Below are 23,184 nucleotides of genomic sequence, written 5' to 3'. Positions count from 1 at the left end.
ACGTCGTGAACACTCTCGTCAAGCAGACGTGGGCCGGCCTGCGGGTCCTGCTCGTCATGACCGTCCTGCTCGGGATCCTCTACCCCCTGGCAGTGTGGGCGATCTCCCGCGTCCCGGGCCTCGAACACAACGCCGAAGGCTCGATCGTGACGCAGAACGGGCAGGCCGCCGGATCGTCCCTGATCGGCGTCGACCCCGTGCCCGCCGACCCCGCCCACGACCCGTGGTTCCACAGCCGGCCCTCGGCGGCCGGCCCCGGCATGCCGTCCGGTGCGTCCAACAAGGGCCCGTACAACGAGGATCTGGTGAAGGCGATCGAGCAGCGCAAGGCGTCGATCGCCGAGCGCGAAGGCGTGTCACCCGGCCAGGTGCCGCCGGACGCGGTGACGGCGTCGGGTTCGGGACTGGACCCGGCGATCAGCGTGGCCTACGCCGATCTCCAGGCCGCGCGCGTCGCGCGGAACACCGGCCTTTCCCTCGACCGGGTGAAGCAGCTGATCGGACAGAACACGAGCGGGGCCGGGATCGGCGTGCCGGGGGTGACTGTGCTCCCGCTCAACTTGGCCGTGCAGGCCGCGGCCGGAGGGGCACACTGACACCGTGACCACCGAAAACAAGCCGCGCCGGGGAGAGCTGAGGATCTACCTCGGCGCGGCTCCGGGCGTCGGCAAGACCTTCGCCATGCTCGGCGAAGCGCGGCGGCGGCGCGACCGCGGCACCGACGTCGTCGTCGGCCTGGTGGAGACGCACGGCCGCGAGAAGACCGCGGACCTGCTCGACGGCCTCGAGATCGTCCCGCGGCGGCAGGCCGGGCACCGCGGCCGCGAGTTCGAGGAAATGGACCTCGACGCCGTCCTGGCCCGCGCGCCCGAAGTCGCCGTCGTCGACGAGCTCGCGCACACCAACGTGCCGGGGTCGCGCAACGCCAAGCGCTGGCAGGACGTCGAAGAGCTGCTGGGCGCGGGCATCGACGTGCTGTCCACGGTCAACGTGCAGCACCTCCAGAGCCTCAACGACGTCGTCGAGCGGATCACCGGCGTCACCCAGCAGGAGACCGTCCCGGACGAGGTCGTCCGGCGCGCGGAGCAGCTCGAGCTGGTCGACATCACCCCCGAGGCGCTGCGGCGGCGGCTCGCCCACGGCAACGTCTACCCGGCCGAGCGGATCGACGCCGCGCTCGGCAACTACTTCCGCCCCGGCAACCTCACCGCGCTGCGCGAACTGGCGCTGCTCTGGGTGGCCGACCAGGTCGACGTCGCCCTGCAGCGCTACCGCGCCGAGCAGCGGATCACCGAAACGTGGGAGGCACGCGAACGCGTCGTCGTCTCCATCACCGGCGGCCCGGAGAGCGAGACGCTCATCCGCCGTGCCAGCCGGATCGCCACCCGGGCCGGCGCCGAGCTGCAGGTGCTGCACATCCTGCGCGGCGACGGCCTGTCCGGGATCGGGCCCACCGCGATGGCCCGCTGCCGGACCCTGGCCGAAGAGGTCGGCGCGACCTTCCACACCGTCGTCGGCGACGACGTGCCGGCCGCCCTGCTCGACTTCGCCCGCGGCGTCAACGCGACCCAGCTCGTCATCGGCACCTCGCGGCGCTCCCGCGTGGCCCGGCTGTTCGACGAGGGCATCGGCGCTTCGGTGGTCCGCCGGTCGGGGCCGATCGACGTGCACATGGTCACCCACGCCGAGGCGGGCGGGCGCCTGCGGACCCGGCTGGGCGCGAGCCCGCTGGGGTTCTCGCGGCTGGTCGCGGGCTGGGTGCTGGGCTTCGTGCTGCCCGTGCTGGTGACCGTCGTCGGCGTCACCGTGCCGAGCGGGCTCGACTTCGCCACCGACGTCATCTCCTACGTGCTGGTCACCGTGATCGTGGCGCTGGTCGGCGGGCTCGGCCCGGCGCTGGTCGCGGCCGTGCTCGGCGCCGGGTTGCTCAACTTCTTCTTCACCCCGCCGCTGTACACGCTCACCGTGCACACCCCGCAGAACCTCGTGACGCTGATCGCGATGATCGTCGTCGCGGTGCTGGTCGCGCTGGTCGTCGACCAGGCCGCGCGCCGGGCCACGCAGGCGGCGCGGGCGCGGACCGAGGCGGCGCTGCTCGCCTCCTACGCCAAGACCGTGCTGACCCACGCGGACCCGATCGAACGGCTGCTGGCGAAGGTGCGGGAGAACTTCGCGCTCACGTCGGTGACCCTGCTGGAGAAGCGGGACGGCGCATGGCGGCGCGTGGCCGTCGCGGGGGAGCACCCGTGCGCCGACCCCGACGAGGCCGACGTCGACATCGCCGTCACCGCCGACGTGCACCTGACCCTGCGCGGGCGGGCGCTGCCGGCGACCGACCGGCGGGTCCTCGAAGCCGTGGCCGGCCAGGCCCTGCTGGCCCTGCGCCAGCAGCGGGCGGCCGCCGCCGCGGCCGAGGCCGAGCGCAAGGCCGAGGCGACCGAACTGCGCACGACGCTGCTCTCGGCCGTCGGGCACGACCTGCGCACGCCGCTGACGTCGATCAAGGCGTCGATCGGCAGCCTGCGCGCCCCGGACCTCGCCCTGTCCGAAGAGGACACGGCCGAGCTGATGGAGGCGATCGAGCTGTCCGCCGACCGGCTCGCCGGCCTGATCGACAACCTGCTGGACTCGTCGCGGCTGGCCACCGGGGCGGTGCGCCCGCACCTGCGCCCGGTCGGCTACGACGAGGTCGTCGCGCACGCCTTGTCCACTGTGGACAACTCGGAGGCGGTGCGCGTGGCCGTCGACGACCAGCTCCCGCCGGTGCTCGCCGACCCCGGGCTGCTCGAGCGGGTGGTGGCGAACGTCCTGGACAACGCGCTGCGCCACGGCGGGGCACCGGTGTCGGCGCGGGCTTCGGCGCACTCGGGCCAGGTGGAGCTGCGGATCGTCGACCACGGCAAGGGACTGCGCAAGGGCGCGGCGGACTCGGCGTTCGCGCCGTTCCAGCGGCTCGGGGGCGACCGGGACACCACGCCGGGCGTCGGGCTCGGGCTGTCGGTGGCGAAGGGCTTCACCGAGGCGATGGGCGGCACGATCCGCGCCGAGGACACCCCGGGCGGCGGGCTCACGATCGTGGTCTCGCTGCCCGCGTTCAGCGTCGAGTTCCAGGAAGAGGGGGTGCGATGAGCGACCCGGGTGCCACCGTGCTGGTGGTGGACGACGAGCCGCAGATCGTGCGGGCACTGCGGATCAACCTCAGCGCCCGCGGCTACAAGGTGATCACCGCGCACGACGGCACGGCCGCGCTCAAGGCGGTCGCCGAGACCAAGCCCGACGTCGTCGTGCTCGACCTCGGCCTGCCCGACCTCGACGGCACGGAGGTGATCGCCGGCCTGCGCGGCTGGACGACGGTCCCGATCATCGTGTTGTCCGCCCGCGGCGACTCGGCGGACAAGGTCCAGGCCCTCGACGCGGGCGCCGACGACTACGTCACCAAGCCGTTCGGGATGGACGAGCTCCTCGCCCGGCTGCGCGCGGCGGTCCGCCGCTCGGCGGTGGCCGGCGGCGACGGCGTGGACGCGGTGGTGGACACCTCGTCGTTCACCGTGGACCTCGCGGCGAAGAAGGTCCGCCGCCACGACGGCGTCGAGGTCCACCTGACGAAGACGGAGTGGGGCGTGCTGGAGCTGCTGGTCCGCAACCGCGGGCGCCTGGTGGCGCAGAAGCAGCTGCTGCACGAGGTGTGGGGCCCGTCGTACGAGACGGAGTCCCACTACCTGCGGGTGTACCTCGCCCAGCTGCGGCGCAAGCTGGAGCCGGAGCCTTCGCGGCCCCGGCACCTGCTGACGGAACCGGGGATGGGTTACCGCTTCGAGGTCTAGAACCAGAAGGTCGGCTGCTCGATCCCGAACCGCAGCTTCGCGTGGCGCTTGGACGCGGCCGCCGGGAAGGAGATGTGCCGGGAAGCCGCGAGCAGGTCGCGGAAGCAGCGCTGCATCGGTGGTCGCGGCGGTACTCGCGCAGCCGGATCCGGCCGTCGGGGGATCCGGTACGCCTCGTCGATCGCCGCGGTGTCCTGGCCCAGGAACGCCGAAGGCCACCGCCGCGGCGGTGGCCTTCGGGGCTTCCCTCACTGCGCGTGCGTGGGGCTTCCGGTCGACGCGGCCGTGTCGGTGGGGGTGGCCGTCGGCGCTCCGCCGGTGCTGGTGCCGCCACCGGTCGTCGTCGACGTCGGCGGGGTGTCCGGGGAGGTCGGCGTGGTCGTCGTCGGCGACGGTGTGGTCTTCGTGGTCGTCGGCGGCTTCTCGGTCGGCTTGGTCTCCGGCGGCGGGTTGTCGCCCGTGTCGCCGCGCGGCGGGGGCGGCGAGGCCTGGGTGACCACCGTGGTCGTCGTCTTGCCGTCCGGGCTGACCGACACGACGGTCGACGGCGCGGCCGACGACGTCGGGCTCGACGTGGGCGTCTCACTGCCGGCGGTCGACGGGCCGGTCGACGACGGGGTGGCCGGCAGGGTCTGGACGCCGGCCGGCAAGGTGCCCTGGCCGCCGGTGCCACCGGTGCCGCCCGCGGTGCTGGCGGGGACGGGGCCGGCGAGTTCGGCGACGGCGGCGAACGCCGTCGCGACGACCAGCCCGGCGACCCCGAGCACGACGTACCCGGTGCGGTTCGGTTTGCTGCTCTTCGGCGGCGCGGTGTCGATCCTGGTGATCCCGTCGGGGCGGGGCATACAGGCTCCTTGGGGAATTCGGGGAGGCGCGGGTGAGGTCGTGAACCGGGCACAACGCCCGCGGCGGGGGAGCGACCTCGGCGGCGAGGTTATCACCGGCGTGCGGGTATTCGCCCAGGTAGTGGCCTTGATCCGTTACTGTGCGCGGTCGGTTGACCCGGAAGGGAGGAAACGCGTGGGTGAGGAAGAAACGAACACCCGGTTGACGGCGTGGGTGCGGGGCCGGGTGCAGGGGGTCGGTTTCCGCTGGTGGACGCGCAGCCGTGCGCTCGAACTCGGCCTGGTCGGGAGCGCGAGCAACCTCGCCGACGGCCGTGTCGAGGTCATAGCGGAGGGTAGCCGGGACCACTGTGCGCGGCTGCTGGCGGCGCTGCGGTCGGGAGAATCACCCGGAAGTGTGGAGCACGTCGCCGAGCGCTGGTCCGACCCGAAAGGGGGACTCCGGGGCTTCGTCGAGCGGTGAGCCGGGCCTTGGTGCTTCCGGGGCGGGTGTGGTCCAGGAGGTTGCTGGGGTCACGCGGGGTGTGCTAAGGCGCGCCGAGGAGGGGGCGCGTCCGGCGGTCCCCGGACGCCCCCAGGTAGCCTGGGACGATTGAACCGCCAGTACCCGCGGCCAGAGGGGTCAGCACCACGTGCACCTGAAAAGCCTGACGCTCAAGGGCTTCAAGTCCTTCGCCTCGGCGACCACGCTGCGCTTCGAACCGGGGATCACCTGCGTGGTCGGGCCGAACGGCTCCGGCAAGTCGAACGTGCTGGACGCGCTGCGCTGGGTCATGGGCACCCAGGGCGCCAAGGACCTGCGCGGCGGCAAGATGGAGGACGTCATCTTCGCCGGCACCGCGGGCCGCGCCCCGCTCGGCCGCGCCGAGGTCACCCTCACCATCGACAACGCCGACGGCGCGCTCCCCATCGAGTACTCCGAGGTGTCGATCACCCGCCGGATGTTCCGCGACGGCGCGAGCGAGTACGAGATCAACGGCGACCGCTGCCGCCTGATGGACGTGCAGGAGCTGCTCTCGGACTCCGGCATCGGCCGGGAGATGCACGTCATCGTCGGCCAGGGCCAGCTGTCGGCGATCCTCGAGTCCAAGCCCGAAGAGCGCCGCGCCTTCATCGAAGAGGCCGCCGGCGTCCTCAAGCACCGCAAGCGCAAGGAACAGACCCTGCGCAAGCTGGCCAACATGCAGGGCAACCTCGACCGCCTCGGCGACCTCACCACCGAGCTGCGCCGCCAGCTCAAGCCGCTGGGCAAGCAGGCCGAGATCGCCCGCAAGGCCCAGTCGGTGCAGTCCGAGCTGCGCGACTCCCGGCTGCGCCTGCTCGCCGACGACCTGGTCACCCAGCGCGACGCGATCGCGCGCGAAGAGGCCGACGAGCGCACGGCCCGCCAGCGCCGCGCCGAGGTCGAGCAGCACCTCGAGGTCGTCTCCGCCGAGGAAGCCGAGCTGGAGGCGTCCCTCGCGGAGGACGCGCCGCTGCTGCAGACCGCCCAGGAGACCTGGTACAAGCTGTCCGCGCTGGCCGAGCGCCTGCGCGGCACCGTCCGCCTCGCGATCGAGCGGCAGCGGCACCTGTCCGCCGACGTGGCGACGAGCACCGGCGGCCGTGACCCGGAGGAACTGCTCGAAGAGGCCGAGCGCGTCGCCGAGCAGGAAGAAGAGCTCAACGAGGCCGTGATGGAGGCCCGGGAGCTGCTCGCCGAGACCGTGCTGCGGCGCGAGGACCTCGAACAGCGCGTCCAGGCCGCGGAGCGCGCGCACTGGGCCGCCGTCCGCGCCATCGCCGACCGCCGCGAGGGCATGGCCAAGCTGACCGGCCAGGTCGAGGCGCTGCGCAGCAAGAACGGCGCCACCACCGACGAGATCGACCGGCTCAGCGTCTCCATCGAGGAGTCGGCCGAGCGCGCGGAAATCGCCGTCGAAGAGCTCGAAATGGCCAAGGCCGAGGGCGGCGCGGAGGAGTCCGACGACGCCGGCCTGATGGACCGCCACGACCGCGCGGTCGAGGCCAACAACGCGGCCAAGGCGCGCGTCGAAGAGCTGGTCAGGGCCGAACGCACCGCCGAGCGCGAGATCGCGTCGGAGAGGGCCCGCGTCGAAGCGCTGTCGATGGGGCTGCGGCGCAAGGACGGCGCGGGCGCGCTGCTCGGCGCGTCCCACGAGCTGCCGGGCCTGCTCGGCTCGGTCGCCGCGCTGCTGACCGTCGAGCCGGGCCACGAAGTCGCGCTCGCCGCGGCGCTCGGCCCGGTGGCCGACGCGGTCGCCGTCTCGGGCGGCGAAGACGCCCTGCGCGCGCTGAAGTACTTGAAGGACACCGACTCCGGCCGGGCGGGCATCCTGCTCGGCGGCTTTTCTTCATCGTCTTTCGAAGACCCGGCGTCCACTGTGGACACGTACTCGTGGCCGTCGCTGCCGGAAGGCGCGCGCTGGGCCCGCGAGGTCGTCACCGCGCCGCCGCAGCTGCGCGCCGCCGTCGAGCTGGCGCTCGACAAGCTGGCCATCGTCCGCGACCTCGACTCGGCGCGGCACCTGGTCGCCGCGCACCCGGACGTCCGGGCCGTCACGGCCGAGGGCGACGTCTTCGGCGCCCGCTGGGCGATCGGCGGCTCCGGCAAGCGCGAGAGCGTGATCGAGGTCCAGGCCGCCGTCGACGAAGCCGCCGCGCGGCTGCGCACGGCCGAACGCCAGCTGGAGCAGTACGCGGCCGAGCTGGAAGGCGCCCGCGCCGAGCAGCAGGCGCGTCGCGAAGAGGTCTCCCAGGCCAAGGACGCCCTCGGCGAGGCGAAGGTCCGCAAGGCCCGGTTGTCGGAGCGGCTCAGCCGGCTGCAGCAGGCGGCCCGCCAGGCGCAGGCCGAGGTCGAACGGCTCTCCGGGCAGCGCGCGAAGGTCGAGCAGAGCCGCGTGCAGGCGCTGGCCCAGCTCGCCGAGCTGGAGGAACGGCTCGCCGCCGTCGCCGAGCAGCCGGTCGAGGACGACCCGGACACCGCCGAGCGCGACGAGGCCGTCGAAGAGCTGGCCGTCGTCCGGCAGCAGGAGATGGAGGCGCGGCTCGCGCAGCGCACCGCCGAGGAGCGGGCGCGCAGCATCGCGGGCAAGGCCGAAGGCCTCCGCCGCGCCGCGCACGCCGAGCAGCAGGCCCGTGAACGCGCCGAGCGCGCCGCCGCGGCCCGCAAGCGCGGTGCCGAGATCGCCAACGCCGTCGTCAACGGCGGCGAGATCGCCCTCGAGCGCATCGAGCACTCCGTCCAGCGCGCGGCCACCGAACGCGACCAGGTCCAGGCCCGCCGCCAGAGCCGCGAGGCCGCGCTGACCGGCGTCCGCGCCAAGGTCCGCGAGCTCACCGGCGAACTGGAGAAGCTGACCGACGCCGTGCACCGCGACGAGGTGCTGCGCGCCGAACAGCGGCTGCGGCTGGAGACCCTCGAAGCCAAGATCGCCGAGGACTTCGGCATCGGCCTCGAGGACCTCGTCCGCGAGTACGGCCCGGACGTCCCGGTCCCGCCGAGCGCGGGCGAGATGGCCGAGTACGAGGCGGCCAAGGACCGCGGCGAGGACGTCACCCCGCCGCCGCCGATGCCCTACGACCGCGACACCCAGGCCCGCCGCGCCAAGCGCGCCGAGAAGGACCTTTCCCTGCTGGGCAAGGTGAACCCGCTCGCCCTGGAGGAGTTCGCGGCGCTGGAGGAGCGGTACAAGTTCCTCTCGACGCAGCTCGAGGACCTCAAGGACACCCGCAAGGACCTCGAAGCCGTCATCAAGCAGGTCGACGAGAAGATCCTCGAGGTCTTCGCCGGGGCCTACGCGGACGTGGCCCGCGAGTTCGAGACCGTGTTCAGCGTGCTGTTCCCCGGCGGCGAGGGCCGGATGGTCCTCACCGATCCGGACGACCTGCTGAGCACCGGCGTCGACGTCGAAGCCCGTCCGCCGGGCAAGAAGGTGAAGCGGCTGTCGCTGCTGTCCGGTGGCGAGAAGTCGCTGGTGGCGGTGGGCATGCTGGTCGCGATCTTCCGCGCCCGGCCGTCACCCTTCTACGTCATGGACGAGGTCGAGGCCGCGTTGGACGACACCAACATGCGCCGGCTGATCGGGCTGCTGGAGCAGCTGCGCGACTCGTCGCAGCTGATCATCATCACCCACCAGAAGCCGACCATGGAGATCGCCGACGCGCTCTACGGCGTGAGCATGCAGGGCGACGGCATCACGAAGGTGATCTCGCAGCGCCTGCGCACGGCCGAAGAGGAACCGGTCGCGGTCGGCTGACCCCTCCGCCGGGGTCAGCGCCGGAACGCCGCGGCGGGCAGGTGGGCTTCGGCGAGCCCCCGGACGACCAGGCCGGCCATGACCCTCCCGCCGTAGGCCGAGAAGTGCGACGAGTCCTGGACGCCGTCGTGCTCCGCGGTCAGGTACAGCGGCCAGGACCCCTGCTCGCCCAGCCGTTCCAGCAGGTCACGGCTCTTGGCGGTCAGATCGACCAGCGGCACCCGCAGCCGCCCGGCCACGTCGCGGATCACCGCCGGCTGGTCGACGCCCAGCTTGTTGACGATCAGGCCGGTCGGCGTGAGCTTGCCGTCCGGGCCGAAGAGGTGCCGCACCGGCGGGGTGACCAGCACCGGCCACCCGCCCTGCCGCCGGACGCCGTCCACCAGCTCGCGCAGGTTCGCCCGGTAGACGTCCTCCGGCGTGGTCTTGTCGTTGTGCGCCAGCTGGATCAGGACCTCGTCGCCCGGGCGCACCAGCGGCGCGACGGTGGCGAACAGGCGCGGGTCGCTCAGCCAGGACACCGTGCTCTCCCCGGAATCCGCGTAGTTGGCCACGACGATGCCGGGCCGCAGCAGCTGGGGCAGTTCCTGCGCCCAGCCGCGCTTCGGCCCGACGAGCCAGTCCGAGGCGGTCGAGTCGCTGAGCACGAACAGCCGGGGCAGGCGGGGCGCGGGCGTGACCGACACGCGCACCGCGGCCGGGTCGTCCCCGGTGAGCCGCAGCTGCAGGCCGGGTGTTCCCGGCCCTTCCTCGCCGGTGGGCATGCTTTCCGGGGTGCGCACGTTCACCGTCAGCTCCTCGCGCCGGAACTGCCCGGCGCGGGTGGCGACCGGCGCGAGCACGGTCCGCCGCGCCTCCACCTCGATCCCGGTCCGCGCGGCCCGGGTGGCGCTGCCCAGCGTCACGACAACCCGGTAGTCCCCGGGCGGAACGTCGAAGGAGTACTCGCTGCCCGCGGTGGGGACGGCGGGCAGCAGCGAGAGGACGAGCGCGCCGACGACGGCGGGGATCACGGTGCCTCCTGGGGTGCGACGGCGAGCAGGGTGAGGTAGGCGAGGGTGCGCTGGGCGAAGTCGTTGGTGGAGAACGTCGCGAAGTCACCCGCCGGGTTCGACGTGCCGCGCGCCGGGATTTCGTCGACCGGCGCGACGACCGCGGTGCCCGCCACCCGCACGGGCGCGGGCCACGGCCGGCCGGCCGGGTCGGAGGTGAGCTGGTCCCAGCCCCGCCTGCGGAGGGCCGCGTCGCCGAGCTGTTCCCCGGCCCACGCGGTCACCCGCGAATAGATCGTCTTGAAGACCTGGGGGTTGAAGTCCCGCCCGTAGCGGGCGATCTTCTCCTCGGCGGGCGCCTGCACGTAGCGCGCGAAGTCCAGCAGGGTCCGGCGGAACTCCGGGACGTCGACGAGCTCGAGCGCCTCCCACAGGATCTGCTCACCGCAGAAGGCCATCGACAGGTTGTACCCGCCCTCGAAGTCGCCGCGGCCGAAGTTCGTCAGGTGCCCGGTGGCGGGGTCGAATCCCACGGCCCCACCGGCCTCACCGGTGAAGAGCCCGGCGGGGAACGCCGCGATGTCGCGCATGCCCGTGACGATCCGGTCGCGCCAGCGCGGATCGCCGGTGCGTTCCCACTCGGTCAGCCAGTTGCTCACCAGGGCGTACCAGTCCGGGCCGATCCGCAGCCGGGTCGGGGCCTGCGTCTGCGGCGGCAGCACTTCGCGCAGCGGCTCGACCGTGAGGAGCGTGGTGTCGGCCCGCAGCGAGCTGCGGATCAGGTCGCCGAGCAGCTCGTCGGCGGTCAGGTAGTAGGCGAACCGCTTGGTGAACGACTCGCCGATGCGGGCCTCCTTCGCACCGTCGCCCCAGTGCGACACGGCGTGCCGGGAGCCGAGGCCGGCGAACCGGCCGCTGTGGTGCGTGTCGACCTCGCTCACGTGCTGGGTCATGGCCTGGGCGAGCCGGAACACCTCCGGCCGGCCGGTGCGCAGGAAGACGTACCAGAGCGCCGCGTCGGTGCCGAGTTCCGCGTTGTCCCAGGCGTAGCCGCCGACGTCGTAGCGCCAGCAGTGGCGGTCGGCGTCGTAGGTGTGCATGACGTCGCCGTAGTGCCAGAACCCGAGGAACCCGCGCTGCCCGACCTGCCCGGCGTAGAAGTCCACTTCCCGGTCGATGCCGTCCTCGTAGGCGGCGCGGGTCGCGGTGGCGCGGTCGGGCAGGCTCCAGCGGCCGAAGACGCCGGCCGCGTGGTACCGCTCCGGGCTCGCCACGACCTGCGGCGGAGCACCGACCTGCCGGGACAGCTGGGCCACGCGCTCGCGTGACGGCGTGCCGGCGAGCGCCCACAACCACATCTCGGTCGAGCGGGCGATGCCCTCCGGGGTGGCGAACCCCTCCTGCACGTCCTCGTAGGAGAGGTCCAGCCCGTGCGCGGTCGTGTCGTAGGGGCGCAGGTCCATCGCCCCGGCCTGCGGTGCCCACGACCACAGCGTCACGGTGGCGGTGTCGCCCGCCGCGTCGCGAACGTCCACGGCCCGGGGGAAGCGCTGCCAGAAGTCGCGCATCCCGAAGCCCAGGCCGCCGTCGGTGCTGCCCGCGAAGCCGAACCCCGACGCGCGGTCGCCGAACCCGGCGTGCTTGAGCCAGCTGCCCGCGGCCGAGGTGCGCTTCCACACCGAGAAGTGCCCGGCGCTCTCCTGGAACAGCGTGAAGTCGTTCCACAGAGCCAGCTTCTGGTACCCGTCCCGCACCTGCTGCGACCACTCGGCGACCGGCGGGGTCGCGGTGCCGTCGACCTGCGCGGCCCGCACCGCCGAGCCCGGGTCGCGGCGCAGGCCGGTGAGCACGCGCACCGGCTCGGCCCACACCCCGCCGGCCGCGGTGCCGAACCGGACGTGCCGGTCGTGCGGCTCCCGCGTCATCGGCACCGCCACCCGCAGCCCGAGCCCGCGCACGAAGTCCCGGTTCGCGTCGGCGTCCCAGACGAAGTGGTGCACCAGGCGGATCGCCTCGTCGCCGGCGCCGAGGCTGACCCGCAGCGTCCACGGCAGGATCGCGCGGCCGCCGCCCGGGCCGCGGTGGCGCCCGGTCAGCTTGACGACGGCGCGCACCGGGCCGTGCTGCTCGACGGTGGCGGACTCGACGAAGCCGGTCCAGTCGATGGTCCGCGCGGCGTCGTCCGGCTTGTCCTGCAGGGTCAGCACGAGCCGCCCGCCGTGCGCGGTGAGCCGGTCGCCGCGGGTGACGCTGCGGAGGACCTCGGGACCGCGGTCGGCCAGCCGGACGTCGACGATCCCGTTCGCCAGCCGGAGCCCGCCCGCCGCCCGCGACACGGTCACCGGGCGGGCGGGGGCCGCCGGGGTGCCGGGACGCAGCCGGAACGCCGTGCTCACCGGGGTTTCGGCGCCGAGCGCGTGTCCGGTCCACTTGAGACTGCCGTCCGGCCACCAGGCGAGCGGCCAGGACTGCACGGGCACCGGGGTGCCGTCCGCGGCGTCGAGCGCCAGCGCCGTGCCCTTGGTGAGCTGCCCCCTCGGCCACGGCACGCCCCACGTGCTCCCGGTGGCGGCGGGTGGCGGGCCGTCCAGCCAGTGCAGGTCGGCCGACGGTGGGCCGGGTGCGGCGGCGGCCCGGGCGGGGACGGCGAGCGCGGCCGCGGCGGCCGCGGCGGTGGTGCCGGCGAGGAAGATCCGGCGGGGGAACGGTGACGACGGCATCGGCGGCCTCCGGCCAGGCTGTCCCGGGCGTTCCCGCGTGACGGCTGCGTCGCGTGGGGGTTTAAACGATTCAAGCCCGCGTCCGGTGCGCTGTCAACGCCTGTGGCCGCCCAATCGGTAAGCGCTTTCCGGCAACGGCGGCGGAGATTCCCTCCTTTGCCGGATTCGCTTTTGCGCCGCTCGGCGGCAGGATGGGGCAGGCGCGGAAAGCGCTTTCTGAGGGGGTCGGCCGGGCCCGCCGGGAGCTGCTCCACGCAGTTCAACCGGTGCCGCGCCCGGAGAGCTGCCAGACGAGGTTCAACCCGGTGCCGCGTCCGGGCGGCGCCGGAGAGCTACCGCGTGAAGTTCAACTCGGCGCCCCGCTCGGGCGGCACCGGAGAGCTACCGCGTGAAGTTCAACTCGGCGCCCCGCTCGGGCGGCACCGGAGAGCTGCCGCGCGAAGTTCAACCCGGCGCCCCGCTCGGGCGGCCGGGCTCAGCGCATGTCGTCTTCGCGGGGTGCGCGGTCGTCGGGCTTGGCGCGGGGCTCGTAGGTGCTGAGGTCGTTGCCCAGCCAGGTCGCGTCCTCGATCCGCGGGCGCCGTCCGTGCGGCCTGATCATGCCGCGCTTCACGCCGCGTTTGCGGTCCGCCCGGTCCATGGCCAGCGCGATGACCAGCACCACCGCGAGCACCACGCCCAGCCCGATGAAGAACCCCATGGAATCCCCCCGTCTCCCGGGCTCAGGCTACGACAGCACGGCCCCGCGCGCACCGCACTTTCGCCCATCCGAACGCCCCCGAGGTGGCGCCGGACGCCACCTCGGGGCGCTGGTTACCCGGCCACCCAGAAGGCGTAGTCGGCCGAGTACCGGACCGCGGTCTGGGTCCCGGCCGTGCACGTCCCGGCCGGGGCCACGCCGCCGCGGGTGTCGAGGCGCTGGATGTACGTCACCTTGCCGAAGACGCCGTCGCCGGTGTTGAGGTTCGCCTTGAGGAGCAGCTGCGGGATCGCGTCCGGCTTCGGCGAGTTGGCCACCGCCGCCGCGCCGACCGTGCTGCCATCCACAGTGGACGTCCAGACCGGGCCCTTGCTGTGGAGCGCCACCGGTTTTCCGTGCCGCGTCAGCACGGCGGCGGGCTGGATCAGCGTCCACGCGCCGTTCGTGCAGCCGTAGATCTGCACGCCTTCGGCGGGGTAGGTGGCCAGCGGCCGGTTGCCGTCGGGGACCTTGATCTCGTCCGGCACCTTCGGGGCCGCCGGGGTGGCCGAAGCCGTCGCCGCGCCGCCGACCACCAGGGCGCCGACCGCGAGCGCCACCGTCATCCGTCTCATGTTCCCACCTTCGATTCCTCCCGCCGCTTCCCGGCGGGCACCCGGACTGCACACGGACGCCCGCCGGAAGCGGTTCAAAGGATCAGGCGGCGGTGACCTCCTCGGCCTCGCCCTCGGCCTCACCCGCGGCCTCGGCTTCGGCCGCCTTCGGGTCCGGCGTGCGGTGCCGCAGCGCCAGCAGGCCGCCGACGACCAGCGTGATCACCACCCCGAGCAGCGTGTACCACGGGTAGGCGAGCGCGACCTTGTCGCCGGCCGCCTTGCCGAAGTCGATCCCGATCAGGCCGCCGGTCTTCGCGCTGAACTTCACCCCGAGGATGACGAACGCCATCACCACGACCGTGACGGCGAACGCGACGATCGCGTCCACCTGCCGCGCCTTCTTGATCAGCAGGCCGAGCAGGAACGACCCGAGCAGCGCGCCGTAGGTGTAGCCGGTGATGGCCAGGCCGAGCTCGATCACCGAGTTCTTCGTGGTGGAGAACAGCGACGCGAACACCGCGAACACCACGGCCCAGATCAGCGTCCACATGCGACCGTGCTGCAGCAGCTTCGAGTCCTCGGGCGAGCGCTTGGTGAACCGCTGGTAGAGGTCGGCCACGGTGGACGTCGACAACGCGTTGAGCGCCGAGGCCAGCGCGCCCATGGTCGAGGCCAGGACCCCGGCGATGAGCAGGCCCGACACGCCGACCGGGAGATCGTCGATGATGAACCGCGAGAACACGTCGTCCGGGCTCTGCAGGCCGAGCTGGGCGACGGACTTGCGGCCGTTGAACACCCACAGCATCGCCCCGACCAGCAGGAACAGCGCGAACTGGATGGTGACGATGATGCCGCTGCCGATGAGCGCCTTCTGGCCGTCGCGCAGGCTGCGCGTGGCCATCAGCCGCTGGGCGATCAGCTGGTCGGCGCCGTGCGAGGCCATGGACAGCGCCGCGCCGCCGAGCACCGCCGTGACGAACGCGTACGGGCTGGTCAGCAGGTTCTTCGTGAAGTCGACGAGCATGAACTTGCCGTCCGCGGACGCCTGCGAGGCCCAGTCGCCCGGCAGCTTGTTCAGCAGCACGATCGCGGCCACCGCGGCACCGCCGAGGTAGAGCGACAGCTGGATGACGTCGACCCAGACGACCGCCTTGATCCCGCCGATGTAGGCGTAGATCAGCGTCAGCGCGGTCAGGATGACGACGATGACCCAGTAGTCCAGGTGGATGTTGTAGTGGCCGAGGATCACCTTGATCGGGATCGCGCCGGCGAACAGGCGCACGCCCTCGGCGAGCAGCCGGGTGATGACGAACGTCACCGACGCGGTGCCCTGCAGCCCGGAGCCGAACCGCTTGCCGAGGAACGCGTACGCGCTGACCAGGTTGCCCCGGAAGTACCGCGGCAGCAGCACGAACGCGGCGACGGTCCGGCCGATGATGTAGCCGAAGGCCAGCTGCAGGAACAGGAACGCGTTGCCGAAGACGAGCCCCGGCGTGCTGATGACGGTCAGCGTCGAGGTCTCCGTGGCCACCACGGACAGCATCACCGCGCCCCACGGCAGGCTGCGCTCGCCGACGAAGTAGTCGGCCGCCGACCGTTGCTTCCGGCCGACGAGCACGCCTATCAGCGGCATCGCCGCCAGGTAGACCACGATGATGGCGAGGTCAACACCGCGCATGGACTTCTCCTACCTCAGTCATCCGGCCTTCTCCGCGACTCGCAACCGCGTCACGGTGCCCCCCAGCGGGGCGGGAAGGTTCAGGGGCCCGGCGCCCGGGACGAGCGCGCCGAGCAGGCGCGGCCCGCGGGCGCCGGTCGCCGACGGCACCGTACCGGGCACGCCGCACCAGGTGAGCCAGCCCAGCAGCGCGGTCAGGTACGCCTCCTTGCCGGCGCCGGGCAGGCCGAGGTCGTCGCTGGTCTTCAGCACCGCCGACGACAGGTTCCGGGTCAGCGCCGCCATCAGCGCCGGGTTCGCGACGCCGCCGCCGGACGCGACGACCATCGTGACGCCGTGGCGGAGGCACTGGTCGGCCACCGTCACGGCGGTCAGCTCGGTCAGCGTCGCCAGCAGGTCACCGGGTTCGATCGGCTGGAGACCGGCGAGGGCGGCGTCGAGGTAGGGCGCGTTGAAGTGCTCCTTGCCGGTGGACTTCGGCGGCGCGGCGGCGAAGTACGGGTCGGCGAGCAGCCGGATGAGCAGGTCGGCGCGCACCGAGCCGCTGAGCGCGAGCCGCCCGTCGACGTCGCTGCGCCGTCCCGTGACGCGGTGGGCGGCGAGGTCGAGCAGGGCGTTGGCGGGCCCGGTGTCGTAGGCGATCGCCGGTTCGCCCTCGGCGACGACGGTGATGTTCGCGATACCGCCGAGGTTCAGCGCGGCGACCGGGCGGCCGGTGTCCTCGGCGAGGCCGCGCAGCCAGAGCTGGTCGAGCGTGCTCGCCAGCGGAGCGCCGTGGCCGCCCGCGGCGACGTCCCGGGTCCGCAGGTCGGCGACGACCGGCAGCCCGGTGCGTTCGGCGATCCAGGCGGGCTGGCCGAGCTGGAGCGTGCCGCGGACGTGGCCGTCCTCGACCCAGTGGAACGCCGTCTGGCCCAGCGACGCGACCAGGTCCGCGGTGCCCCCGGCCAGTTCTTCCGCGCCCCGCAGCGCGGCGCCGGCGAACGCCTGGCCGACGCCGGTGTCGAGCCGCGTGAGCTCGCCTGCGGTGCACGGGTTCGGCGGCAGCGCGGCGAGCAGGCCCTCGCGCAGCGGCTCCGGGTAGGGGACGTCGAGCTCGCCGAGCGGCGTCAGCACGACGGTGTCGTCCTCGGCGTGCAGGTCGGCGGCGGCCACGTCGATGCCGTCGAGCGACGTGCCCGAGATCAGTCCGAGCACCCGGAAGCCGTGGCCCGCGCGTGTCCCCATCCGGAGGGGTTTAGTGCAGGCCCCCTGGTGACGCAACCCACGTGGTGAAGTCTTGGCCCAATCGGGACCTACGTCGTTATGAATTGCCTGGGCGGACGGGGTGTCCGGGCCGGACGGGCGCGGATGAAAGGATGGGCGCGTGTCGAGCACCTGGTTCCTGTTCGTAGTCGTCGCCGTCGTCGTGCTGGTCGCCCTCCTGGTGACCGGCCTGCTGGTCGCGCGCAAGCGCCGCATCAGCCTGGACGCCCAGCGCGAGGCCGAGGCGAAACCGAAGGGCGGTTCCTACGCGGCGAGCGGGGGGATCGCGCTCGCGCCCGGCGGCACGGCGCCGCCGGTGGAAGAACCCGCCGTCGAGCACCCGGTCGGGGACCGGCCGGAGGTCGACGGCCAGCCCGCGGTGGGCGACGACGCGGCCGTGCCGCGCGACTCGCCGCAGCGCACGGTGCGCGACGTCAAGCTGCCCGACGAGCCCGCGGTGGCCGAGCCCGTCACCGAGGAGATCGACCCCGCGACCGGCCGCCTGGAGCGGCTGCGCGGCCGGCTGTCGAAGTCGCGGTCGGTGTTCGGGACCAGCCTGCTCGGCCTGCTCGGCGCCGGTGACCTGGACGAGGACTCCTGGCAGGACGTCGAGGACACGCTCCTGATGGCCGACCTCGGTGCGGCCACCACGAACCAGATCGTCGAGCGGCTGCGCGACGAGCTTTCCCGGCGCGCGGTGCGGTCCTCGGCCGAGGCGCGCGAGGTGCTGCACGAGGTGCTCACGGCGCAGCTGTCGACCGACGGCGAGCGCGCGGTCCGGGCGCTGCCGCACATCGTCGACGGCAAGAAGCAGCCCGCGGTGGTGCTGGTGGCGGGCGTCAACGGCACGGGCAAGACGACGACCACGGGCAAGCTCGCCCGGGTCCTGGTCGCCCAGGACAAGACGGTGGTGCTGGGCGCGGCGGACACGTTCCGCGCGGCGGCGGCGGACCAGCTGCAGACGTGGGCCGAGCGAGTCGGCGCGGAGGTCGTCCGCGGCAAGGAAGGTGCGGACCCGGCGGCGGTCGCGTTCGACGCGGTCAAGCGCGGCGTGGACACCGGGGTGGACGCGGTCCTGATCGACACGGCGGGCCGCCTCCACACGAAGACGGGCCTGATGGACGAGCTGGGCAAGGTCAAGCGCGTCGTGGAGAAGCAGGCGAAGGTCGACGAGGTGCTCCTGGTCCTCGACGCGACGACGGGCCAGAACGGCCTGATGCAGGCCCGCGTGTTCGCCGAGGTCATCGACGTGACGGGCATCGTCCTGACGAAGCTGGACGGCACGGCCAAGGGCGGCATCGTGTTCCAGGTCCAGCGCGAGCTGGGGGTCCCGGTCAAGCTGGTCGGCCTGGGTGAGGGGCGGGACGACCTGGCCCCCTTCGAGCCGGGCGCCTTCGTGGACGCCCTGCTGGGCTAGGTGATCGTTTCGCTGGGCAACCAGTCGTAGACGGTCTCGCACAACCCGCGGTGCCCGCGGATCAGGACCAGGGCTGAGCAGCGTGCGCCGAACCGCGAGGTCTTCGCCCGGCGGTGTCGTTTCCCCCTAAAGCCCGAAGAGCGGTGTTCCGTCCGGCCCCCGGAGGCCGAGGCCCAGCAGGACCGGGGCCGTCGGGCGCTGGGCCGGGATGACCACCGGGGACGTCCGACGCGCCGTCACCGTCAGGCGGGACCAGCCGATGCCCTGCAGCGTCGGGCCGGAACGGGTGCGGCGCCGCGGGTCGACGATCATCGCCGCGCCGAAGTAGGCGCCTCCCGGGAGGGCGACGCGGGTCGTGTGGCCCAGCACCATCGAGAACGCCGTGCCGCTGCGGCTGCCCTGCTCCTGCAGCGTGAGGATCACCGGCGTCCGCGCCCGGGTCGTCATGTGGTGCCGCACGGAGATTTCGACCGTCCCCGACGGCGTCCCGCCCGGACGCGGCCAGGCGGGCGGCTGGGGCGGGCCGTCGAGCGCGCGGTCGACCAGCCTCTCCAGGAGGTTCGAAGCGGCGCCCTGCGCGAGCCAGGCCAGCGCGCCGCCGGGGTGCGGGTCCATCGGCCGTCCCTCCGGTGAAAATCGGATGACGGGCGGGTGCGCGCCGGCGCAGAATCCGGGCATGCCCGGTTGACGCACGTCCGCTCGTGCCCCTCCTCGTACCGGACCTCCCACAGTCCGCCACGAGAGAGGAACCACCATGACCACCATCCACGGCGAACGGGTAACGCTACGCCCCATCGCCGCCGAAGACCGCGCCCGCGCGCGCGAAATCCTGGCCACTCCCGAAGTCGCCCGCTGGTGGGGCGAGCCGGATTCCGAGACCGAAGGCCTGTACACCGTCGAGGACGGTTTCGCCGCCTACGTCATCGAGTGCGACGGCGTGGTCGCCGGGCTGATCCAGAGTTGCGAGGAGCCGGACCCGCAGTACCGCCACGCGGGCATCGACATCGCGGTCCACCCGGACCTCCACGGCCGGGGCATCGGCACCGACGCCCTCCGCGCGCTGGCCCGGCACCTGCTCGACCGGGGCCACCACCGCCTGACGATCGACCCGGCCGCGGCGAACGAACCCGCGATCCGGGTGTACACGAAGGTGGGATTCCGGCCGGTCGGCGTGCTGCGCCGGTACGAGCGGAGCGCGGACGGCACCTGGCACGACGGCCTGCTCATGGACCTCCTGGCCGGAGAGCTGGCCTAGACCGTGACCGCCGCCTGGGACAGGCTCGCGCCCAGGGCGTCCGCCACCCGCTGCACCGCCGGGGCGATGTGGGCCACCGCCTCGGCGGTCAGCCGTCCCGACGGGCCCGACACCGAAACCGCCGCCGGCACCGGCGCGCCCGGCACCGCCACCGCGACGCACCGGACGCCCAGCTCCTGCTCCGCCTCGTCCAGGGCGTACCCCTGCGAAGCGATCCGCGAGAGTTCGACGGCCAGCGCGTCCGGGTCGGTGAACGTGTGCTCGGTGTACGCGGGCATCCCGGTCCGGCCGAGCAGCTCACGCACCTCGGCCGACGGCAGGTGCGCCAGCATCGCCTTGCCGACGCCGGTGCCGTGCGGCAGCAGCCGCCGGCCGACCTCGGTGAACATCCGCATCGAGTGCTTCGAAGGCACCTGGGCCACGTACACGACTTCGTCGCGCTCCAGGACCGCCAGGTTCGCCGTCTCGCCGACCTCCTCGACCAGCTCCGCCAGCAGCGGCCGCGCCCAGGCGCCGAACTGCATGCTCGCGTTCTCGCCGAGGCGGATCAGCCGCGCGCCCAGCGCGTAGCGGCGGTTGGTGTTCTGCCGGACGTACCCCAGGTCGACGAGGGTGCGGATGAGCCGGTGGATCGTCGGCATCGGCAGCCCGGACAGCGTCGCCAGCTCGGACAGGCTGGCTTCACCACCGGTGTCCGCGAGGTGTTCCAGCAGCTCGAAGGCGCGCTGCAGGGACTGGACGCCGCCGTCGCGACCGTTCTTCTCCGCCGGCACGGTGGCCCTCCTTACGTCGGCGTTGAGCTTCCGCTATGCAGAAACTATAGTCCGGCTGGTAGAAAACCGTAGGGCCGTTATCCAAAGATCCGAACCCTCGAGGTGTTCCACATGTCTTCTGAAGTCCAGGTGCTGGGCGAGCCGGTCGAGCGCGGCGACGAGATCCTCACGCCGGAGGCGCTCGACTTCCTCGCCGGTCTGCACGACGCCTTCGCCGGCCGCCGCGACGAGCTGCTCCAGGCGCGGAGCAAGCGCCGCGAGGAGGCCAGGACCACCGGCAGGCTCGACTTCCTGCCGGAGACGAAGGAGATCCGCGAGGGCGACTGGCAGGTCGCCGGTGCCCCGCCCGCGCTGCAGGACCGCCGCGTCGAGATCACCGGGCCGACCGACCGCAAGATGACCATCAACGCGCTCAACTCCGGCGCGAAGGTGTGGCTCGCCGACCTCGAGGACGCCAACACCCCGCACTGGGCCAACGTCGTGTCCGGCCAGGTCAACCTGTACGACGCCGTCCGCGAGACGATCACGCTGGAGAGCGGCGGCAAGAGCTACGCGCTGAAGGACGACGTCGAGCACGCGACGATCGTGGTCCGCCCGCGCGGCTGGCACCTGCCCGAGAGCCACCTGACCTTCGGCGGCCGCGAGGGCGTCGGCGCGCTCGTCGACTTCGGCCTGCACTTCTTCCACAACGCGGCCGAGCTGCTCAAGCGCGGCAAGGGCCCGTACTACTACCTGCCGAAGATGGAGAGCCACCTCGAAGCGCGGCTCTGGAACGACGTCTTCACCCACGCCGAGAAGACGCTGGGCGTCGAGCACGGCACCGTCCGCGCGACCGTGCTGATCGAGACCATCCCCGCCGCGTTCGAGATGGAAGAGATCCTCTACGAGCTGCGCGAGCACGCCTCGGGTCTCAACGCGGGCCGCTGGGACTACCTCTTCAGCGTGATCAAGTACTTCCGCGACGCCGGCGAGAAGTTCGTGCTGCCGGACCGCAACTCCGTCACCATGACCGCGCCGTTCATGCGCGCCTACACCGAGCTGCTCGTGCGCACCTGCCACAAGCGCGGCGCCTTCGCGATCGGCGGCATGGCCGCGTTCATCCCGAGCAAGGACCCCGAGGTCAACAAGGGCGCCTTCGAGAAGGTGCACGCGGACAAGTCGCGCGAGGCCGGCGACGGCTTCGACGGCTCCTGGGTCGCCCACCCCGGCATGGTCGAGCTGTGCAAGGAGGAGTTCGACAAGGTCCTCGGCGACCGGCCGAACCAGCTCGAGCGCACCCGCGACGAGGTCAGCGTCACCGCCGACCAGCTGCTGGACGTCGCTTCGACGCCGGGTGGCGCGACGGCGGCCGGCCTGCGCGCCGCGGTCGACGTCGGCGTCCGCTACATCGCCTCCTGGCTGGGCGGCAACGGCGCGGCGGCGATCCACAACCTGATGGAGGACGCGGCGACCGCCGAGATCTCGCGCTCGCAGATCTGGCAGTGGGTCAAGAACGGGACCACCTTGGACACCGGTGACGTCGTGACGTCGGAGCTGGTGCGCGGCGTGCTGGCCGACGTCCGCGGCGAGCTGGCGGCCGAGCTCAAGCCGGAACAGCTGGAGCCGGCCGTGGAGCTGTTCGAGCAGGTCGCGCTGGCCGACGAGTTCCCGGACTTCCTGACGCTGCCCGCCTACGAGCGGATCAAGTAGGTGCGTCTTCCCGAAGACGTCTACGCCGCCGCCGACGCGCGCCTGGCTTCGGCCGACGCGCGCGTCGCGGCGGCGTACCCGGGGGAGCGGCCGGGCCGGCAGCCGGTGCACACCGTCTACGTCCCGGCGTCGCAGTACCGGACGCGCCTGGTCGCCGACTGGGGCAAGCAGGCGATGCGGGTCTTCGTCGAGCACGAAGACCTCCTCGGCCTCGACGCCGACGTCCACGAACGCGTCCGGGCGAAGCTGCTCACCGAGCCGATCGAGGACCTGCGGATCGACTTCGAGGACGGCTACGGCCGCGTGCCGGACGACGTCGAGGACGCCGCCGCGCTGGCGGCCGGCCAGACCCTCGCGACCACCGGCGGGACGCCGTTCACGGGCATCCGCTTCAAGAGTTTCGAAGCGGCGACGCGCCGGCGTGGCATCCGCACCCTGGACCTGTTCCTCACGGGTCTGCTGGACAACGGGCCGCTGCCGCCCGGGTTCGTCGTCACGCTGCCGAAGGTGACCGCGGTCGAGCAGGTCTCGGTGGCCGCGGAAGTGCTGGCCCGCCTGGAATCCGCGTACGGGCTCGCCGAGCGGACGCTGAGCTTCGAGGTCCAGATCGAAACGGCCCAGTCCATTGTGGACGCCGATGGGACGCTCTCGGTGGCGCGGATCGTGCACGCCGCCGACGGCCGCTGCACAGGCCTGCACTACGGAACGTACGACTACAGCGCGGGTCTCGGCATCGCGGCGGCGTACCAGAGCATGGAGCATCCCGCGGCGGACCTGGCGAAGCAGCTGATGCAGGTCTCGGCGGCGGGCACCGGTGTCCGGCTCTCGGACGGTTCGACCAACCGCCTGCCGATCGGCGACGCGCTCCCGTCGGCGTGGGCCGAGCACCGGCGCCTGGTCCGGCGGTCCCTGGAACGCGGCTTCTACCAGGGCTGGGACCTGCACCCGAACCAGCTCCCGACGCGCTTCGCGGCGACGTACACCTTCTACCGCGAGGGCTTCCCGGAAGCGGTGGACCGGCTGCGCGCGTACGCGGAGAAGACGGCCGGAGGCGTCCTGGACGAACCGGCGACGGCGCAGGCGCTGGCGGTGTACCTGCTGCGCGGCCTCGACTGTGGCGCGCTCGACGAAGGTGAGCTGCCGTTCGGGCGGCCGGAGCTGGAGAAGTACGCGCTGCGCCTCGCCTGAGGG

Annotated in this window: 18 protein-coding genes; 9 read left to right on the top strand and 9 right to left on the bottom strand. The window is 72.9% G+C overall.

Translation table 11 applies throughout. The features are described from left to right. The first annotated feature begins 5 nt into the window (after nucleotides 1–5). Genes ACH54P_RS19370 through ACH54P_RS19360 form a run of 3 tightly spaced genes read left to right on the top strand, consistent with a single transcriptional unit; the run spans nucleotide 6 to nucleotide 3,824 of the window. A complete protein-coding gene (locus tag ACH54P_RS19370; RefSeq protein WP_489914664.1) occupies nucleotides 6–596 on the top strand; it encodes a potassium-transporting ATPase subunit C in 591 nt (196 codons plus the stop codon). Nucleotides 597–600: 4 nt separating this feature from the next. Continuing rightward, nucleotides 601–3,129, top strand: coding sequence for a DUF4118 domain-containing protein (locus tag ACH54P_RS19365; RefSeq protein WP_489914662.1), 2,529 nt, complete (start codon nucleotides 601–603; stop codon nucleotides 3,127–3,129). Further along, entirely contained in the window at nucleotides 3,126–3,824 is a 699-nt protein-coding gene (locus ACH54P_RS19360; RefSeq protein ID WP_489914660.1) for a response regulator, read from the top strand. Before ACH54P_RS19365 ends, ACH54P_RS19360 begins: the two co-directional genes overlap by 4 nt. Before the next feature lie 248 nt (nucleotides 3,825–4,072). On the opposite strand, the gene ACH54P_RS19355 is transcribed toward ACH54P_RS19360, so the two are convergent. Continuing rightward, nucleotides 4,073–4,669, bottom strand: a complete 597-nt coding sequence (locus ACH54P_RS19355; protein WP_489914658.1) for a hypothetical protein — start codon at nucleotides 4,667–4,669, stop codon at nucleotides 4,073–4,075. 175 nt (nucleotides 4,670–4,844) lie between these two features. Here ACH54P_RS19355 and ACH54P_RS19350 point away from each other — a divergent pair, with 175 nt between their 5' ends. Further along, a complete protein-coding gene (locus ACH54P_RS19350) occupies nucleotides 4,845–5,132 on the top strand; it encodes an acylphosphatase (RefSeq protein ID WP_489916519.1) in 288 nt (95 codons plus the stop codon). 169 nt (nucleotides 5,133–5,301) lie between these two features. Next, nucleotides 5,302–8,928, top strand: a complete 3,627-nt coding sequence (smc, locus tag ACH54P_RS19345) for a chromosome segregation protein SMC (RefSeq protein ID WP_489914656.1) — start codon at nucleotides 5,302–5,304, stop codon at nucleotides 8,926–8,928. Nucleotides 8,929–8,942: 14 nt separating this feature from the next. On the opposite strand, the gene ACH54P_RS19340 is transcribed toward smc, so the two are convergent. The 6 genes from ACH54P_RS19340 to ACH54P_RS19315 form a co-directional block, all read right to left on the bottom strand. Next, nucleotides 8,943–9,941: a GDSL-type esterase/lipase family protein gene (locus ACH54P_RS19340; RefSeq protein WP_489914654.1), complete on the bottom strand. Its 999-nt coding sequence runs from the start codon at nucleotides 9,939–9,941 to the stop codon at nucleotides 8,943–8,945. Further along, entirely contained in the window at nucleotides 9,938–12,640 is a 2,703-nt protein-coding gene (locus tag ACH54P_RS19335) for an exo-rhamnogalacturonan lyase family protein (protein ID WP_489914652.1), read from the bottom strand. Before ACH54P_RS19335 ends, ACH54P_RS19340 begins: the two co-directional genes overlap by 4 nt. A 475-nt stretch (nucleotides 12,641–13,115) precedes the next feature. Further along, nucleotides 13,116–13,340 carry a hypothetical protein gene (locus ACH54P_RS19330; RefSeq protein ID WP_489914650.1) on the bottom strand — a complete coding sequence of 75 codons (225 nt, stop codon included), beginning with the start codon at nucleotides 13,338–13,340 and terminating at the stop codon, nucleotides 13,116–13,118. Nucleotides 13,341–13,453: 113 nt separating this feature from the next. Further along, on the bottom strand, nucleotides 13,454–13,954 hold the full coding sequence (locus ACH54P_RS19325) for a DUF3455 domain-containing protein (protein ID WP_489914648.1): 501 nt from the start codon (nucleotides 13,952–13,954) through the stop codon (nucleotides 13,454–13,456). Between the two features lie 82 nt (nucleotides 13,955–14,036). Continuing rightward, nucleotides 14,037–15,614: a sodium:solute symporter gene (locus tag ACH54P_RS19320; protein WP_489914646.1), complete on the bottom strand. Its 1,578-nt coding sequence runs from the start codon at nucleotides 15,612–15,614 to the stop codon at nucleotides 14,037–14,039. Nucleotides 15,615–15,632: 18 nt separating this feature from the next. Continuing rightward, entirely contained in the window at nucleotides 15,633–16,841 is a 1,209-nt protein-coding gene (locus ACH54P_RS19315) for an anhydro-N-acetylmuramic acid kinase (RefSeq protein WP_489914644.1), read from the bottom strand. Between the two features lie 139 nt (nucleotides 16,842–16,980). Here ACH54P_RS19315 and ftsY point away from each other — a divergent pair, with 139 nt between their 5' ends. Beyond that, entirely contained in the window at nucleotides 16,981–18,276 is a 1,296-nt protein-coding gene (ftsY, locus tag ACH54P_RS19310; RefSeq protein WP_489914642.1) for a signal recognition particle-docking protein FtsY, read from the top strand. A gap of 126 nt (nucleotides 18,277–18,402) precedes the next feature. Here the strand turns inward: ftsY and ACH54P_RS19305 are convergent, their stop codons facing one another. Continuing rightward, the gene (locus tag ACH54P_RS19305; RefSeq protein ID WP_489914640.1) at nucleotides 18,403–18,891 is read right to left on the bottom strand and encodes a hypothetical protein; all 489 of its coding nucleotides are present in this window, start codon (nucleotides 18,889–18,891) and stop codon (nucleotides 18,403–18,405) included. 139 nt (nucleotides 18,892–19,030) lie between these two features. Between ACH54P_RS19305 and ACH54P_RS19300 the strand changes: the two genes are divergently transcribed. Next, nucleotides 19,031–19,531, top strand: a complete 501-nt coding sequence (locus ACH54P_RS19300; RefSeq protein ID WP_489914638.1) for a GNAT family N-acetyltransferase — start codon at nucleotides 19,031–19,033, stop codon at nucleotides 19,529–19,531. Here ACH54P_RS19300 and ACH54P_RS19295 read toward each other — a convergent pair. Further along, on the bottom strand, nucleotides 19,528–20,304 hold the full coding sequence (locus ACH54P_RS19295; protein WP_489914636.1) for an IclR family transcriptional regulator: 777 nt from the start codon (nucleotides 20,302–20,304) through the stop codon (nucleotides 19,528–19,530). The genes ACH54P_RS19300 and ACH54P_RS19295 overlap by 4 nt on opposite strands. A gap of 111 nt (nucleotides 20,305–20,415) precedes the next feature. Here ACH54P_RS19295 and aceB point away from each other — a divergent pair, with 111 nt between their 5' ends. Continuing rightward, nucleotides 20,416–21,993, top strand: a complete 1,578-nt coding sequence (gene aceB / locus ACH54P_RS19290; protein ID WP_489914634.1) for a malate synthase A — start codon at nucleotides 20,416–20,418, stop codon at nucleotides 21,991–21,993. After that, complete coding sequence (locus ACH54P_RS19285) at nucleotides 21,994–23,181, top strand: DUF6986 family protein (protein WP_489914632.1); 1,188 nt, start codon at nucleotides 21,994–21,996, stop codon at nucleotides 23,179–23,181. The last annotated feature ends 3 nt before the right edge of the window (nucleotides 23,182–23,184 follow it).

This window comes from Amycolatopsis sp. N2S4-7, from assembly GCF_058119595.1.
This window is presented reverse-complemented; position numbering and strand designations above follow the sequence as displayed.